14 protein-coding genes are annotated in these 14,708 nt (G+C 54.0%); 4 read left to right on the top strand and 10 right to left on the bottom strand.

Features of this window, described 5'->3' with window-relative positions; translation table 11 throughout:
* Positions 1-121 precede the first annotated feature (121 nt).
* Positions 122-283, top strand: coding sequence for a hypothetical protein (locus tag AMR42_RS20795; RefSeq protein ID WP_190354042.1), 162 nt, complete (start codon positions 122-124; stop codon positions 281-283).
* Between the two features lie 313 nt (positions 284-596).
* Here AMR42_RS20795 and aguB read toward each other — a convergent pair whose 3' ends face one another.
* The 6 genes from aguB to AMR42_RS01620 form a co-directional block, all read right to left on the bottom strand.
* Entirely contained in the window at positions 597-1,457 is an 861-nt protein-coding gene (gene aguB / locus AMR42_RS01645) for an N-carbamoylputrescine amidase (RefSeq protein WP_099531733.1), read from the bottom strand.
* Positions 1,458-1,540: 83 nt separating this feature from the next.
* Positions 1,541-1,897, bottom strand: a complete 357-nt coding sequence (locus tag AMR42_RS01640; protein WP_099531732.1) for a DUF86 domain-containing protein — start codon at positions 1,895-1,897, stop codon at positions 1,541-1,543.
* Positions 1,898-1,922: 25 nt separating this feature from the next.
* The gene (locus AMR42_RS01635; protein WP_099531731.1) at positions 1,923-2,258 is read right to left on the bottom strand and encodes a nucleotidyltransferase family protein; all 336 of its coding nucleotides are present in this window, start codon (positions 2,256-2,258) and stop codon (positions 1,923-1,925) included.
* A 14-nt stretch (positions 2,259-2,272) separates the two neighbouring features.
* On the bottom strand, positions 2,273-2,896 hold the full coding sequence (locus AMR42_RS01630) for a hypothetical protein (RefSeq protein ID WP_099531730.1): 624 nt from the start codon (positions 2,894-2,896) through the stop codon (positions 2,273-2,275).
* Between the two features lie 133 nt (positions 2,897-3,029).
* Positions 3,030-4,070, bottom strand: a complete 1,041-nt coding sequence (locus AMR42_RS01625) for an agmatine deiminase family protein (RefSeq protein ID WP_099531729.1) — start codon at positions 4,068-4,070, stop codon at positions 3,030-3,032.
* 365 nt (positions 4,071-4,435) lie between these two features.
* Positions 4,436-4,735, bottom strand: a complete 300-nt coding sequence (locus tag AMR42_RS01620) for a 30S ribosomal protein PSRP-3 (protein ID WP_099531728.1) — start codon at positions 4,733-4,735, stop codon at positions 4,436-4,438.
* Positions 4,736-5,049: 314 nt separating this feature from the next.
* Between AMR42_RS01620 and AMR42_RS01610 the strand changes: the two genes are divergently transcribed.
* A complete protein-coding gene (locus tag AMR42_RS01610; protein ID WP_099531726.1) occupies positions 5,050-5,844 on the top strand; it encodes a TIGR01548 family HAD-type hydrolase in 795 nt (264 codons plus the stop codon).
* Positions 5,845-5,940: 96 nt separating this feature from the next.
* Positions 5,941-8,682 carry a DNA methyltransferase gene (locus tag AMR42_RS01605; protein ID WP_099531725.1) on the top strand — a complete coding sequence of 914 codons (2,742 nt, stop codon included), beginning with the start codon at positions 5,941-5,943 and terminating at the stop codon, positions 8,680-8,682.
* Between the two features lie 21 nt (positions 8,683-8,703).
* On the opposite strand, the gene murD is transcribed toward AMR42_RS01605, so the two are convergent.
* The 4 genes from murD to AMR42_RS01580 form a co-directional block, all read right to left on the bottom strand.
* Positions 8,704-10,074 carry a UDP-N-acetylmuramoyl-L-alanine--D-glutamate ligase gene (murD, locus tag AMR42_RS01600; RefSeq protein WP_099531839.1) on the bottom strand — a complete coding sequence of 457 codons (1,371 nt, stop codon included), beginning with the start codon at positions 10,072-10,074 and terminating at the stop codon, positions 8,704-8,706.
* Positions 10,075-10,126: 52 nt separating this feature from the next.
* A complete protein-coding gene (locus AMR42_RS01595) occupies positions 10,127-10,621 on the bottom strand; it encodes a hypothetical protein (RefSeq protein ID WP_099531724.1) in 495 nt (164 codons plus the stop codon).
* Between the two features lie 86 nt (positions 10,622-10,707).
* Positions 10,708-12,081: a murein transglycosylase A gene (locus AMR42_RS01590; protein ID WP_099531723.1), complete on the bottom strand. Its 1,374-nt coding sequence runs from the start codon at positions 12,079-12,081 to the stop codon at positions 10,708-10,710.
* Between the two features lie 302 nt (positions 12,082-12,383).
* Entirely contained in the window at positions 12,384-12,638 is a 255-nt protein-coding gene (locus tag AMR42_RS01580; protein WP_099531721.1) for a hypothetical protein, read from the bottom strand.
* 632 nt (positions 12,639-13,270) lie between these two features.
* Here AMR42_RS01580 and AMR42_RS01575 point away from each other — a divergent pair.
* Positions 13,271-14,644 carry a CmpA/NrtA family ABC transporter substrate-binding protein gene (locus AMR42_RS01575; protein ID WP_099531720.1) on the top strand — a complete coding sequence of 458 codons (1,374 nt, stop codon included), beginning with the start codon at positions 13,271-13,273 and terminating at the stop codon, positions 14,642-14,644.
* Positions 14,645-14,708 lie beyond the last annotated feature (64 nt).

Genomic DNA, 14,708 nt, shown 5'->3' with positions numbered 1-14,708 from the left:
ATTGGCTTCTGCAAGCTGAATCATCGCAGCATTCGCGCCTTCTGTCGTCTGGTTGGTCACTTCAACGATCGTCCCAGGCACTCTCAACCCCTATCCACCTTTCGTCGATCGTTTCCTAGCCATGTTTGGAATCCGCCGCAATCGCCCCAACCCCGCCCAAGTTGCGCAAGTTCACCGCGAAAATCTGCGCAAGCTGCTGGAACACCGCATTGAAGTGGCTCGCGCCAAGGGTGACAACGATTTGGTTCGTAGCCTCGAAGCCGAAGCTGAGTACCTGAAATAACTGTCAATCCGTCAATTAAGAGCTGATTCAATTTGTTCAGAATCGCTTGTCGATCGGCGCTTGGGTTCTGCGTTGTCGCAAGTTCCCGTCCGTCTGAATCTTCCAAGGAAAAGTCATCACATCAAAGCTGCCTGGGTCGAAAAACCTGGGCAGCTTTGTGTTTAGGCTGCTTTCAGCAGTTCTTCCCGCAGCCCAAAGATCCGCGATCGGATGCGTCCCAAGCGGGTTTCGATCGATCAGTTTCGATCGAGATTGCGATCCGCCTTGGGACTGCCACGAACCGACGACCCAGGCGGCTGTGCAGATGGTTGCTTTAGGCGGATTCCGTCAGTGCCCCATAGAACTCGGGCCGGCGATCGCGGAAAAAACCAAAACTGGCCCGATCGAGCGCCGTCTGAGTCAAATCCAACTGAGCCATCAGGATTTCGGGTTGATCGATCGCCCCTTGGGTCAGCAGCTCGCCTCGGTGATCGCAAATGAAACTCGTGCCGTAGAACTTTTGCCCCTCTTCATTGCCGATCCGGTTAGCCGCCACCACGGGCACGACATTACAGACCGCATGGCCCAGCATCGCCCGCATCCACAGGGGCCGCGTATCCAGATTTGGCTCCTGGGGTTCCGAGCCGATCGCCGTGGGATAGAGCAGCACTTCCGCCCCCATCAACACCATCGATCGGGCGCATTCCGGGAACCACTGATCCCAACAAATGCCGACACCGAGGCAGCCAAACCGGGTGTGCCAAACCTTAAAGCCCGTGTTGCCCGCCCGGAAATAGAACTTTTCTTCGTAGCCGGGGCCGTCGGGAATGTGGCTCTTGCGGTAGAGACCGAGGATCGAGCCGTCCGCGTCGATCGTTACCAAGCTGTTGTAGTAATGCTGGCCATCCCGCTCAAAAATCGAGGTAGGAATCACCGTGCCCGTTTCCCGCGCCACCTGCTGCATGGCCACCACCGCCGGATGTTCCGTGGCGGGGTAAGCGGAGGCGAAAAACTCCGCCCGCTCTTCTTTGCAAAAATAGGGCCCTTGAAATAATTCTGGTGGCAAAATTACTTGCGCCCCTTGGCTAGCCGCTTGGCGAGCAGCGGCCACAACGCGATCAATATTGTCTTGTAAATTCCAGGTTTCAAAGGCATCTTGCAGGGCGGCAACGGTAACAGTGCGATGGTTTGTCATGGGTTGAAAGAAGATAGAGCGTTGACGGTTGAAGTGGGTAGGGTAACGAGCCTAAAGACCTATATAAATTGTTTATGGTTTGCTTATGAATCGTTACCTCTCTCGGAGAGAATCGCAGATTCAAGTTTAGGCAGCAAACTCGGTAGTTCTTGAGTGACCACTTGCCAAACAAGTTCTAGATCTATTTCAAAGTAAGCGTGAACTAAGCGATTTCTCATGCCAATCATGGCTCGCCAAGGGATTTCAGGATAACGACTTTGGCAATCTGAGGAAATACGATTAGCTGCTTCTCCGATAATTTCGATTTCCTTGACTAAGGCAACAACCAGTAGGCGATTGCTCTCGAATTCAAGTTGCTGGACTCCTTGAATAAAGGTGATGGCTTCTTGTGCAGCATCTCTCATGTGCTGGAGCCTTGTGTAATCATCAATAATACTCATAAATATTTCTAGCTTGGAACTGAATTTAAGCTTGTTTGTAGAGAATATAGGCTTCGGATAAAACGCGATCGCGAAAATATCGGCTGAGTTCTGCCGGTGTTCGCAAATCAACAACTTTTCCAAAGAGCTGAGTCAGTTCATCCTGCATCGTCACAATTTGGAACCCTGGTGTTTTACCCGGTAAAAACTGCACCAAAATATCCACATCGCTATCATCTCGGAAATCTTCGCGCAGAACAGAACCAAAGAGCGCTAACACTTGAACGTGGTGACGCTGGCAAAAGTCCTGAATGGCTGGTTCAGGGATTGTGATTGGGAGAGCTTTAGGAGCTACTTGGTGGGTAATTGGACGATCGAGCATAGAACCATTCCAAATTAAGCATGAGGGGCAGATTCTTGGAGTTGCGTGGCGATGATGTGGTGCAAACAGCCCAAGACTAGGTTCAGGGGATTGAGATAATACCGATCGCGATCGACCGTTAATTGCTGTTGGTGGAGTCGCAAAAACTGCCAAACTTCCCCCGTGGTGACACAGCCAAAAATTTGCGGTAGTGATTCTCCCTGCGATCGATTGAAAGCCTCAGCCCCCACCATTTGGGCGGCGCATTGACCAATTCCCGCTTCCACATCATCTCGCTTGGCTTCCACTAAACAAAAAATCGGCGATCGCACCAGCAGCGCTGTTTTCCCTTTGCCCAAAATAAAATCACATTCGCCGGTTAGTCCCTGATCGCGATCGACCTCAAAATTTCGCCCCGAATAAATGGCCAAGCGATCGCCATATTGCCGTTCCAATTCCAACAGTAAGGGTGCAATTAAAAACTCCGATCGCGCCTTTTCGCTGCCCCCAGGTAATGCGAGCGATCGCCCCAAATTCAGAGTTTCCAACAACCAAGGACTAGGCTCGATCGGTTGCAAGGTTGGGAACAGGGCATCATAGCGATCGACTAACTCAAACGAGTCCAAAACAGCCGCCAATGAAAAGTCACCATAGGCCATAAACCTTGCTCCTCAGAGGATGCTTAAAAAGCCAAAATCGATACGTCGCTTGCCCCACCGATCAAGACAAGGGGCTGACCGACAAAGACAAGGGGCTTGAGCATCTTGCCCCCAGACTAGTCGCCCTCGATCGCTAGCGGGGTTGCTGTTGGGAAATGCAGTGGAACGAGCCGCCCCCTTGCAGGATATTTTTGGCGGGCAAACCGATTACTTCCCGATCGCCCCAAACCTCGTGCAAATCCTGGGCGATCGCCTGCAAAGCCGCCACCGCTGCCCCATCAAAGGGCGAACCGTATTGGGGCACAATCACCCGTGTATTGCTGATATAGAAATTGACATAGCTGGCGGCCATCAGCTCGCCCTCCTCGTCTTCCACGCGACCCGGTGATGGGATGGTCAGCACCTCGATCGCCCGGCCCTTGGCATCCCGTGCCGCCTTCAACGTAGCGATCGCCTCTAGGAGCGCCTCCCGGTTGGGATCATCGGGGCCGCTGGGTTCCATGCACACCACCGTTCCCGGAGCCACAAACCGCGCCAAATTGTCCACATGGCCATCGGTGTGGTCGTTTTGCAGCCCATCGCCCAGCCAAATGATCTGCTCGATACCCAAGTTGGATTTCAGCTTGGCTTCGATGTCCGCTTGGGAGAGGTCGGGGTTGCGGTTGGGGTTCAGCAAGCATTGGCGGGTAGTTAGCAGCGTGCCTTCACCGTCGTGGTCGATCGCCCCGCCTTCCAACGTCCAAGGATGCGGCAAAAAGTCCACCCCCGATTGGAGGGCGATCCGTTCCGCCACCGAGTCGTCATGATCGAGCAGATATTTGCCGCCCCAACCATTGAACCGAAACCCGATCGCCACCGGTTCCCCCAAACTGTCGCGCAAAAACAGCGGCCCCGTGTCCCGCAACCAAATATCCCCAAAGGGTTCGTCATAAATTGTGGCTCCCAAGGGTTCCAGGGCGGCTTGGGCTTCCGCCACCTGGGCCGAACCGCAGGCGAGCACGTGCAACGCTTCCCCACGCGGCTGGCCGGTGGCGGGGTCGCAATCGGCGATCGCCCGCGCCAGACCCAACACCTCCGATTGCACATCGCGATAGGCATCGAGCCACAAATCGGGATGGCTGGGCCAAGCCAACCAAACCGCCGCGTGTTCGTGCCATTCAGGAGGGAAATACATGGGACGTGATGAGAATTGCAGGACTGAAGATGATCAAACGATTGGAAATGGCGGTTTGAAATGGCGATCAGGCACATTTCGTATGGGCGCACCGCCGTGCGCCCATCTTTGGCGTACTTTGGCCTAACCGCACTACTACCGGGCTGATGGGGTCAATGCTGCGTTCACCCTAGCCGATCGAGGTGAACAACCGGTTAAGCCGCCGTCTTCAACCTCAATCAATGCCCAAATCAATGCCCAATGGATCGAACGAAACCTAGCCAAAAATCAAGCGCGATCGCCCCAAGGCCACCGCGCTGATCGAAAACAGCGATTCAACGGGGATTGATCGACAGCTTTGCAGCCCGATCGCCCCCCATTGCTCACTAGTTGCTGCCCGTGAACACCAAATCGGGAAATTTGTCTTGGGCTTCGGCCAAAGGACGCTTGCGGCCTTCTTCTTGCCAGTAGTTGATGATTTCCGTGGCGCGGTTCAACAATTCCACCCGATCGGACTCCGAAATCCAATGCTTGGATTCCAGCTCCGACTTCAGTTGTTCCCACGCATCGTTCCGCGGCCAGAAGAAATAGGCCGTCAGCGGGCTGGTTCCTTTGCCCACAACTTGATCCACCGCCAAAGCGACGTTTTCTTCAAGCCAGAGAACCTTTAAAATAAACTTCGACAAGCTGATGCCTCCAAGATCGACTGCTACGGGTATTTGGCAAGGGTTCGGCCAGTCGGGATCTTCAGACGAAATTTACGCGACTCCAGCGGGTCTTCAACTCGTCCAGGGCGATCGCAACTGACGACAGCACAGCAGTCTATCGTACCGCAAGGGGGCGGTTGACGATCGCCTTTCCGCAATTAGCAGCGATCGGGTCATCGCCACAGGCCCCCCAGGTCGCCACGAGATCGCCATAATGTCGCCACGATGTCGCCATGATATGGTTGCGGCTGTTGAAACAGGATTGCAGATTATTCTGTTGATTGACCCTTTCCATGACTTCCAATTCTCTCCAGGCGATCGCGGTTTTTGACATTGATGGCGTAATTCGGGATGTGGGCCAGTCCTACCGCCGCGCCTTGGCGGACACGGTGGAAGCCTTCACCGATGGCCAATTTCGCCCAACGATGGCGGACATTGACGCGATTAAAGCCGAAGGATCTTGGAATAACGATTGGTTAGCCTCTCAGGAATTTATCTATCGATTTTGGGAAAGTCAGGGGCGATCGCGCGCAGAATTGGCCCTGAACTATGACGAATTGGTCTTGTTTTTCCAAAAGCGATATCGCGGCCCCAATCCCGAAGATCCCAGCAGTTGGACGGGCTATATTTGCGATGAACCACTGCTGGTCGATCGCGCCTATTTTGAACAGCTCACCGCGGCCCAAATGGGCTGGGGATTTTTTAGCGGCGCAACACCGGCCTCGGCCAATTTTGTTTTAACTCAGCGGGTGGGGCTAATTGATCCGGTGTTGGTGGCCATGAATGATGCGCCGGAAAAACCTGACCCCACGGGCTTGCAAATGGTGGTCGATCGCCTGGAACCGGCCGGGTTGCAACTGCCGGTGATTTATGCGGGCGACACGGCGGCGGACATGCAAACGGTGCTGAATGCGCGCAAAATCGCCCCCGATCGCCGTTGGATTGCGGTGGGCATTTTGCCGCCCCATGCCCTGGTTGATTCGGCCACGCGCGATCGCTACACTGCCACTTTGAAGGCCAATGGCGCAGATGTTGTGTTGTCGTCGGTGACGGAATTAACGGGCGATCGAATTCGAGATTGGCATTAACTGCGGCGGCTTCGATCTTGAACGAGGCCTTGAAATCAGCATTTGGCCCGACAATAGGGAGCAGTTCGATCGCACATTTCCCATGGCTTTGCCCCTATGGCTTTGATTGATCCGGCTCCGTTGTTGGCCTTTTCGGAAGCAGCAAAAGTTTTTCGAGGCGATGAAAAAGGCGAGGCCCAAACCTTTTTGAATCGCTTTTTTGCGGCCTTTGGCTATGCGGACGCGATCGCGGCGGGGGCGGTGTTTGAAACGCGGGTGGCCAAGGGCAGCGCCAGCGGCCACACAGGCTTTGCGGATTTGGTGTGGCGATCGAGCGACAAACCGCCCCGGCCGGGGGTGCTGTTTGAAATGAAAAAGCGCGGTGAACCCCTAGAAAAACATCGCCGCCAAGCCTTCACCTATTGGGAGCGCCTGGTTCCAAACCGGCCGCGCTACGTGGTGTTGTGCAATTTCGATTGGTTTTGGATTTACGATTTCGATACGCAAATTGATGAGCCGGTCGATCGGATTGCTTTGGCAGATCTCAGCCAGCGATCGAGTGCATTTGCGTTCATGAAGCCGGGTGAAACAAAGCCGGTTTTTAACAACAATCAACAGGAAATTACCCAAGAAGCTGCCATGCGAATGGGGCAGCTTTATCGAGACTTGGAGAAGCGACTTTGCACCAAGTCCAGCGACATCAAGCCTCTGCAAATTCAACGATTTGTGTTGCAGTGTGTGTTGGCAATGTTTGCGGAAGATCGGGGATTGCTACCGCAGGATATCTTTACGCGATCAGTGTTGGATTGTTTAGAAGGCGAGAGCGCCTATGATTTGATTGGTGGGTTGTTTTTACAAATGAATCTCCCTGGCGTGACTCAAGGGAGACGCTTCAAAGGTGTTGATTATTTCAATGGCGGTTTGTTTTCAGAAATTTTGCCAATTGACTTGGAAATACAAGAATTAGAAATTCTGAAGGTTGCGGCCCAAGAGGATTGGAGCCAGATTCGACCGGCAATTTTTGGCAGCATTTTTGAGGGCACGGCGAATGGTGATGAGCGGCGGGCCCATGGAATGCATTTCACGTCAGAAATTGACATCATGAAAATCGTGCGGCCGACCATTTCGCACTATTGGGAAGCGAAAATTGAAGCAGCTAAAACGGTGAACGATTTTGAGAAATTGCACCAGGAATTAATCGAGTATCGGGTGCTTGATCCGGCTTGTGGGTCGGGAAATTTTCTCTATGTGGCCTATCAGGAAATGAAGGATCTGGAGAAGGTAATTCTCGATCGCATCTGTGATCTCAAGCAGTCAGTGCAAATACCGCTGAGGTCGGTGAGTCCGCTGCAATTTTTTGGGATTGATATTAATTCGTTTGCGGTGCAGTTGGCGCAGGTGACGATGACGATCGCCCGAAAAGTAGCAATCGATCGGCTCCAAAGTGCAGAACAAGCACTGCCTTTGGATACGTTGAATCAAAACATTGTGCAACAAGATGCGCTTTTTGAACCTTGGCCCCAAGCGGATGCGATCATCGGTAATCCACCGTTTTTAGGTGGCTCTCGCATTCGTTCAGAGCTGGGAGATCGATATGCAGAGCGCGTATTTAAGCAGTTTTTTGATATTCGTGCTCAAGTAGATTTTGCAAGTTATTGGTTTCGTCTTGCACATGAAAACCTGCCTTCACATGGTCGTGCTGGATTGGTAGCAACTAATTCAATCGCTCAGGGAAAAAGTCGATCTGTTTCTCTAGATTATATTGTCCAAAATGGTGGCTTTATCTACAATGCTGTGTCTAGTCAGCCTTGGTCAGGTGAAGCTGCTGTTTATGTCAGTATCGTCAATTGGGGTAAACAAAAGCCAGTTAGATGCCACTTGGATGAGAAAAGTGTTGAAGTAATTACTTCTTCTCTCAGCTCTAATATTGACGTGTGCTTGTCTAGGTCTCTACAAAGCAATAGAAATGTTGCTTTTATTGGCGTACAACCCAATAGCAAAGGTTTTTTTATCCCTGAGCAAGATGCTATGGCATGGATTTTAAAAAATCCTAAAAATTCTGAAGTTTTAAAACTATTCTCTATGGGTTCAAATCTTACGCATAATCCTCATGGAAAACCAGAAAGATGGATTATTGACTTTTCAGATCGTAACCTTGAAGAAATCGGAGAATACTTGGAGCCATTGGAGTGGGCGAAACTTCATGTGAAGCCTGAGCGAATCCAGAATAGAGAGAGCATCTTGCGCGAGAAATGGTGGCGCTTCAAGAGAACCAATGCGGCCTTGAGACAGGCAATACATGGACTACAATTCTATTTCGCAGTTTCAGCACATTCAAAATGGTTTATTTTCATTCCTGTTCCAAGGGATGTATTACCGGCAAATTCAACAGTTGTTATTGCTTCAGATGACTTTTATGTATTAGGGATATTGACTTCTAATGTGCATCGGCAGTGGGTCAAGGCGCAAGCTTCAACGCTTAAAGGTGATACGCGCTATACGCCTAACACCTGCTTTGAAACCTTTCCATTTCCCCAGAAACCCAGCCAAAAAGTCATCAGTGATATTCGGCAAATTGCCCAGGATTTGCACGATTACCGCACCCAAATCATGGAACAACGCCAATGGGGCATCACCCAACTCTATAACGGCTATTTCCACGAACCCGCCAGCGGCCTCGCCAAACTCCACGCCAAACTTGATAAGGCGGTGCTGAAAGCCTACGGATTCCAAACCAGCGACGACATTTTGGAAAAACTGTTGGCGCTGAATTTGGAATTGTCGGAAAAAGAACAACAAGGTGAAGCGATCGTCGGGCCCTGGGCACTCGATCGACCCCCAAGCGATCGGTCGAATTAACAACCAAAGCCAAACCGTCTCTTAGCTTTGTTGGGCAATCCAATCGAGACAACATTGGCGGAAATGATCGCCCCGAACTTCAAAATTCGGGAACTGGTCAAAGCTGGCACAGGCAGGCGACAACAAGACGATCGGGGCCTCGTGTGCTTTGGCTAATTCGGCGGCCCGGGGCACTGCCCGATCGAGCGTTTCCACAATTTCCGTAGCCCCATAGCCAGCCGCTTGCAGATTGGCTTGGAAGGTTTCGGCCGCGCTGCCAATCAGCAAAACGGCGGCGGCTCGGGACTGAATGGCCGAAATCCAGGCGAGATCGTCCCCTTCTTTAGCCTCGCCGCCCGCAATTAGGATCGCCGGTTGGGCCACCGCCTTCAGCCCCACTTCAGCCGCATCGTAATTGGTGGCTTTGCTGTCGTTGATGAAATCGATGCCTTGCCAACTGCCCACCCGCTCCAGACGATGGGGCACGCCGGGAAAGTCGCGCACCGCTTGGGCAATGGTTTCCGGGGCAATACCCGCATAGTGGGCCGCAGCCACGGCCATCAGCAGGTTTTGTTGGTTGTGGCGGCCGGTCATGGCCAGGGCGCTCACGGGCACGATCGCTTGGCCAGCCACCACGGCCCAACCGTCTTCGACCCAAGCCCCCCGATCGGGGTTGGCGGGCAACTGGTCACGCCCGGCCACGCTCGTCCAAATGGCGTTGGGATAGGGGGCGATCGCCTGGGCCCGCAGGGCCGGATCATCACCGTTCAAAATTTGCAGGGCCGCTCGATCAATCAGGCTGGCTTTGATGTTGAAGTAGTTGTCTAGGCTGTAGTGGCGAGCCAGATGGTCGGGGGTAAAGGTGGTCCAAATGCCGATTTTTGGGGCCAGGTTTTGGGAGGACTCAATTTGGTAGCTGCTGACTTCAGCAATCACCCAATCGATCGGGTCGGCTTCCGGCAGGGCCAAGCCACAGGCGGCGGCTCCAATGTTGCCGCAGGCGGGCGCTTTTCGGCCGGCCGCTTGGAAGATGGCGGCCGTGAGGGCGGTGGTGGTGGTTTTGCCGTTAGTGCCGGTGATGGCCACCCAAGGGGTCTGTTGCAGGTTGCGCCAAGCCAACTCCATTTCCCCGATCGTGTCGATGCCGAGCGCCCGGGCCCGGGCCACGCCGGGGCTATCCCAAGGCACGCCGGGACTGACCACCACTAAATCCGGTTGCGGCTCGATCGGGTCGGGGTTGAAGGTGTCGCCCAATCGGACTTGGATGCCCAACTGGGTGAGTGTGGCTTCGATCGGGGCCAGGCGATCGCCCGTTCCCCGATCGCTCACGGTCACCTGCCAGCCCTGGGCCGCCAACAGTTGCGCCGCCGCCACTCCAGATTTACCCAATCCCACAATCCAAGCCGTTTGCACGCTCAACGCTCCCGTTTTGTCTCTGAACTGCTGTTTTTGAATCAGACTCTTTTTAGCGCTGCCGTTCCCGTTCCAAGGCATCGATCGCATCGCCCAGGGCCGTGGTCAAATCCCGTCGAGTGCGATCGTGGGCTTCCCGTTCTGCCTGGAGCTGCCGTACCAGTTGTGCCAGTTGCTCGCGCAGTTGCCGACATTCAATTTGAGCCTCGGCCAGGGTGGCCGGAGTGCTGGCGGGCAGAGCGGCCCCGACGCTGGCAGCCTCTCCCAGCGGTTCCCACCCGTCCAGCACTGCATCGGGATTGCCGCGCAGCCGATCGATTTCCCCTTGCAGCCGGGTCTGTTGTTGCTGAAACTGTTCCCGATCGGCTCGGCGTTGTTGGGCTTCCGTGGTGTAACGGGCTTGCCAAGCGTCGGCGGCCTGGTAGGCCGCATCCCGATCGCGTTTCAGGTCGGTCACCTGTTGTTTGAGGGCTTGAATTTCCCCAATCCATTGGGTGACCTGTTCGTGGGACAGGGGCCCTGCCCCATTCAGCCCTTGGTTGCTCATGGCCGATCTCCGAATGGTTGCCAACTGCTTGCGGACAATTGCTAATTTTTCAGCAACTAGTTTCTCAGCAACTAATTTTTCAGCAACTAATTTCTCAGCAACAGGTAGTAGAGCCGGCCGCGCGACCCGGTGACCCCGGCTCGATTCCCGGCGATCGGGCCCGTGCCCATGAAGTAGTCGGCTCGGCCAGGGCCAATCATGGCGCTGCCGGTGTCTTGATCCAACACAAACCGGCTGACGTTGCGATTCACCACGCGCCCGTCCGCGCTGGCATAGGGCAGCGTGGTGTTGACCAAGGCCAAGGCTCCATGGGGCATCAGGGAGCGATCGGTGGCGATCGAGCGATCGGGCGTAACAGGCACACCCAAGGTTCCTGTGGCCGGTGCGCCAAAGGTTTCCCGGAAGAAGATAAACCGCGTATTGCGGGGCAAGTAGTTATCCAATTCCTGGGGATTTTGGCGGAAATAGCGAATCATCACCGGCAGGGTCAACCCTTCAAAGGGCAGCTTGCCATCTTTGGCCAGCTCGCGGCCCACGCTGGTGTAGCCATAGCCGTTGTGGTTGGCATAGCCGACGGTGATCACGTTGCCATCGGGCAATTGCAGCCGGGCCGAACCTTGGATATGCACCAAAAAGGCTTCTAGGCGATCGCTCAACCAAGCAATTTCCTGGCCGCGCAGGGGGCTGTTGGTGCCTTGACCGTCTTTGCCTTCCAGGATTTCGCGGGTGGGCATGGGGGTGCGCCAACTGGCCAAGTCGGCCGGCTCCCGATAAATCGGATAGCGATAGGTGGCGGAGGGGGTGCGGCTGGCGCGATAAATCGGTTCGTAATAGCCCGTGAAGAAAACATCACCGTTGCCATCCCGCCCGATCGATTGGTAGAGCGTAAATTCCCGATCGACCAAGGTGGCCAACTCGCGGGCCGATCGCGCCTGGGTCACCAGTTGCCGAAACCGCCGCACACTTCGCAACACCCGATCGCGCGTGATGCCAGCGACGGGATAGTTTTGGTAAGCCGTGGCAGCCGCTGGCGATTGCAAATAGCGCAAGCTGTGGTCGATCGATTGCAACAGGTTACGGCGATCGCCTGATTGGCCGAACAGTTGCTCATCTAAGCCCAACAGACTCGCAATCGATCGCGCCTGTACCGGCCGCAGGGGAATCCGCTGTTCCGATGGCGAAAGGGGGGTTTCTCCCTGGTGCAGAGGCGGCGGAGTAGACCGCTGGGCCAAGGCCGGAGAGCCGCTGAAGGTGGAGCCGCTCAACGCCACAGAACCCAAAAGAGAACTCAGACTAAAAACCGCCCCCCAGTAACCAAACTTGGGAGCGGCATGATGGCCAGAACGGCGATTGGTGGCCAGGTGATCGAACTTAGCCCTTAGCTCAGATTGATCGGATTGATCGGAGCGATGGCGGAAGCGATGGCACAGAAGATCTTTCAGGGAATCTTTCAGACTCATGGGGGTGGTTGGGGTGAAGCGGTGAGGAGCAATCGCGATCCCCGATCAGCATGGGGCGACAGCGATCGGCTCAGAGGCGATCGGGTTGGGGATCGACGGACTATTGCTATCAGACTGGCGGGTGATCGCGCAAGCCCCGATCGGGGAATTGCTTCCTCGATCGCCCCATTGCATCGCCACACCAGTTTTGAGACCAATGGCCAACCACCGTTCAACCCCGATCGCCCCTGAAGCGACTGCTTAAGAACTCCTAGTCGATCGAAGAGACCCACAAAGGAGCAGCTTTGGCTTCCCAGGCATCCTTAAAACGATCGATCAATGCTGGAGTTAAACACCGGTTCCACCCGGATACCTAACACCTGCGATGGCCGCACCACCATATATTCACCCTGGAGATTTTGGATCGGCACGCTAATGAAGGCCGAAGAGTCCTGCTTCGGAACCAAGTCCGTGCTGTACCACTTTTGGAAGTCTTGAATCGTGCGGAAGCGAACTTCCTCGCGGTGACCGCCCGCCAACAGGATATGCACCGCAAACTCATCAGGTGTTCTCGGCATCGGCCCGGGATCCTTATAACAACAACAACTGCTGCCGCAGCAAACTACCCATCAACACACTCATCAACATTCGTTCCAAGGCAGCTTGGTTGCCAGCGGCGATCGCCCCAAACAACCAGTGACCCGCAATTAGCCACCTTAATTTTGGCCACCTTAATCATGGAGCTTGCCCAGACTTTACCAAAAAAATGGGTTTAAAGCCCCGCCCTTGTGGAGCGGCTGATCGATCGGGGCGGGCAAAGCATCGGCCGGGATATCCATAAAGCAGCCTGACTCGATCGATTAGTCAAGTTGTGAAATCTGTGAAATCTTAGATTGTGAGAGCTAATCAAGATAATCAAAACTTGTTTTCAATGAAAAAAATTATAAAGAGAAGCTTATGAAGACAATTTAGTTTTTGTTATTCTCAAGCTGATCAAGCATCTAGACTTTTTATGAAAGAACCTTTAGCATGTCTGAAGTTGCTAAAGCGGGAAGGCGCTTGACAAGCGGGATTCAGCCCCTATGATCAAGCTCCGATTTAAATTTCCTTGGCTCTTAGCGATCGGCTTTTTCACAACTCATGACAAATTTAGCGACCCCCCGATCGCCCGGTTTGTCGTGCTCAACTTTCACTTAAGGTTGCTAGCGCCATGTCTGATGAGTTCGGATTTTCGCGTCGTCGCTTTCTATTGACCGCTGGAGCCTCCGCCGCAGGCTCCATTCTTTTAAAAGGATGTTTGGGAAATCCCCCAGAACCCGGTAGCACTGCCGCCAGTCCCGCCGGAGGATCGCCCGCCAGCACCGGTAGCCCCGCAGCCCTGACCCCGGAAACCACCCCGGAAGTCACCAAAGCCAAACTCAGCTACCTCCCGATCGCGGAATCTGCACCGCTGATCATTGCCAAGGAAAAAGGCTTCTTTGCCAAGTACGGCATGACCGAAGTGGAGGTGTCCAAGCAAGCCAACTGGGCCGCCGCTCGCGACAACATTGTGATCGGTTCCAAGGCCGGTGGTGTTGATGGTGGCCAATGGCAAATGCCCATGCCCCACTTGATCACCGAGGGCATCATCACCAACGGTAAGAAAACCCCCATGTACGTGTTGGCACAATTGGTGACCAATGCTAACGGGATTGCCGTTTCTGGCAAAAATGCCGGTAAAGGATTGGGCTTGGATCTCAAAGGTGCTCAAGCCTACATCAAGGGCTACGCCGCACAAAATGGGCGTAAATTCAAAGCCGCCTTCACCTTCCCCGCTGCTAACCAAGATTTCTGGATTCGCTACTGGTTTGCAGCCGGTGGAATTGACCCCAACAAAGACATCGACCTGCTGGCTGTTCCCCCGCCAGAAACCGTACAAGGGATGCGGATCGGGACGATGGATGCCTTCAGTACCGGTGACCCCTGGCCCTATCGAATTGTGAACGACAAGATTGGGTTTATGTCTTGTTTGGTCACCGAAATGTGGCCCTACCATCCCGAAGAATATTTCGCGATGCGGGCAGATTGGGTGGATGCCAATCCCAAGGCCACCAAGGCATTGCTGAAGGGAATCATGGAAGCCCAGCAATGGTGCGACAAGCCCGAAAACCGCGCAGAATTGGTGAAAATTGTTTCCGGTCGGAACTATTTCAACATTCCTGCCAACATTCTGGAGCCGCCTTTCTCAGGTAAATATGCCATGGGAGATGGCAAACCCGACATCAACGATTTCAACAAGGGCCCGCTCTATTGGAAAGACCCGATCGGGAGTGTTTCCTATCCCTACAAGAGCCATGATCTTTGGTTCCTCACGGAAACTATTCGTTGGGGCTTCCACAAGGATTACGGTTTCACGGTTGCTAAGGCTAAAGATTTGGTTGAGCGGGTCAATCGCGACAGCATTTGGCTGGAAGCTGCCAAGGAAGCTGGGATCACCGATGTGCCCAGCAGCCCTTCCCGTGGGGTAGAAACCTTCTTCGACGGCATCAAGTTTGATCCTGAAAAGCCCGAAGATTACCTCAAGAGCTTGGCCATTAAGGCTTAGGAATTCGCTCCCAAGGAACCGACTCCTTCAGGACGACTCACACACCCAATTGGTTGAATTCTGC

This window comes from Limnothrix sp. PR1529 (genome assembly GCF_002742025.1).
Taxonomy (GTDB): domain Bacteria; phylum Cyanobacteriota; class Cyanobacteriia; order CACIAM-69d; family CACIAM-69d; genus CACIAM-69d.
This window is presented reverse-complemented; position numbering and strand designations above follow the sequence as displayed.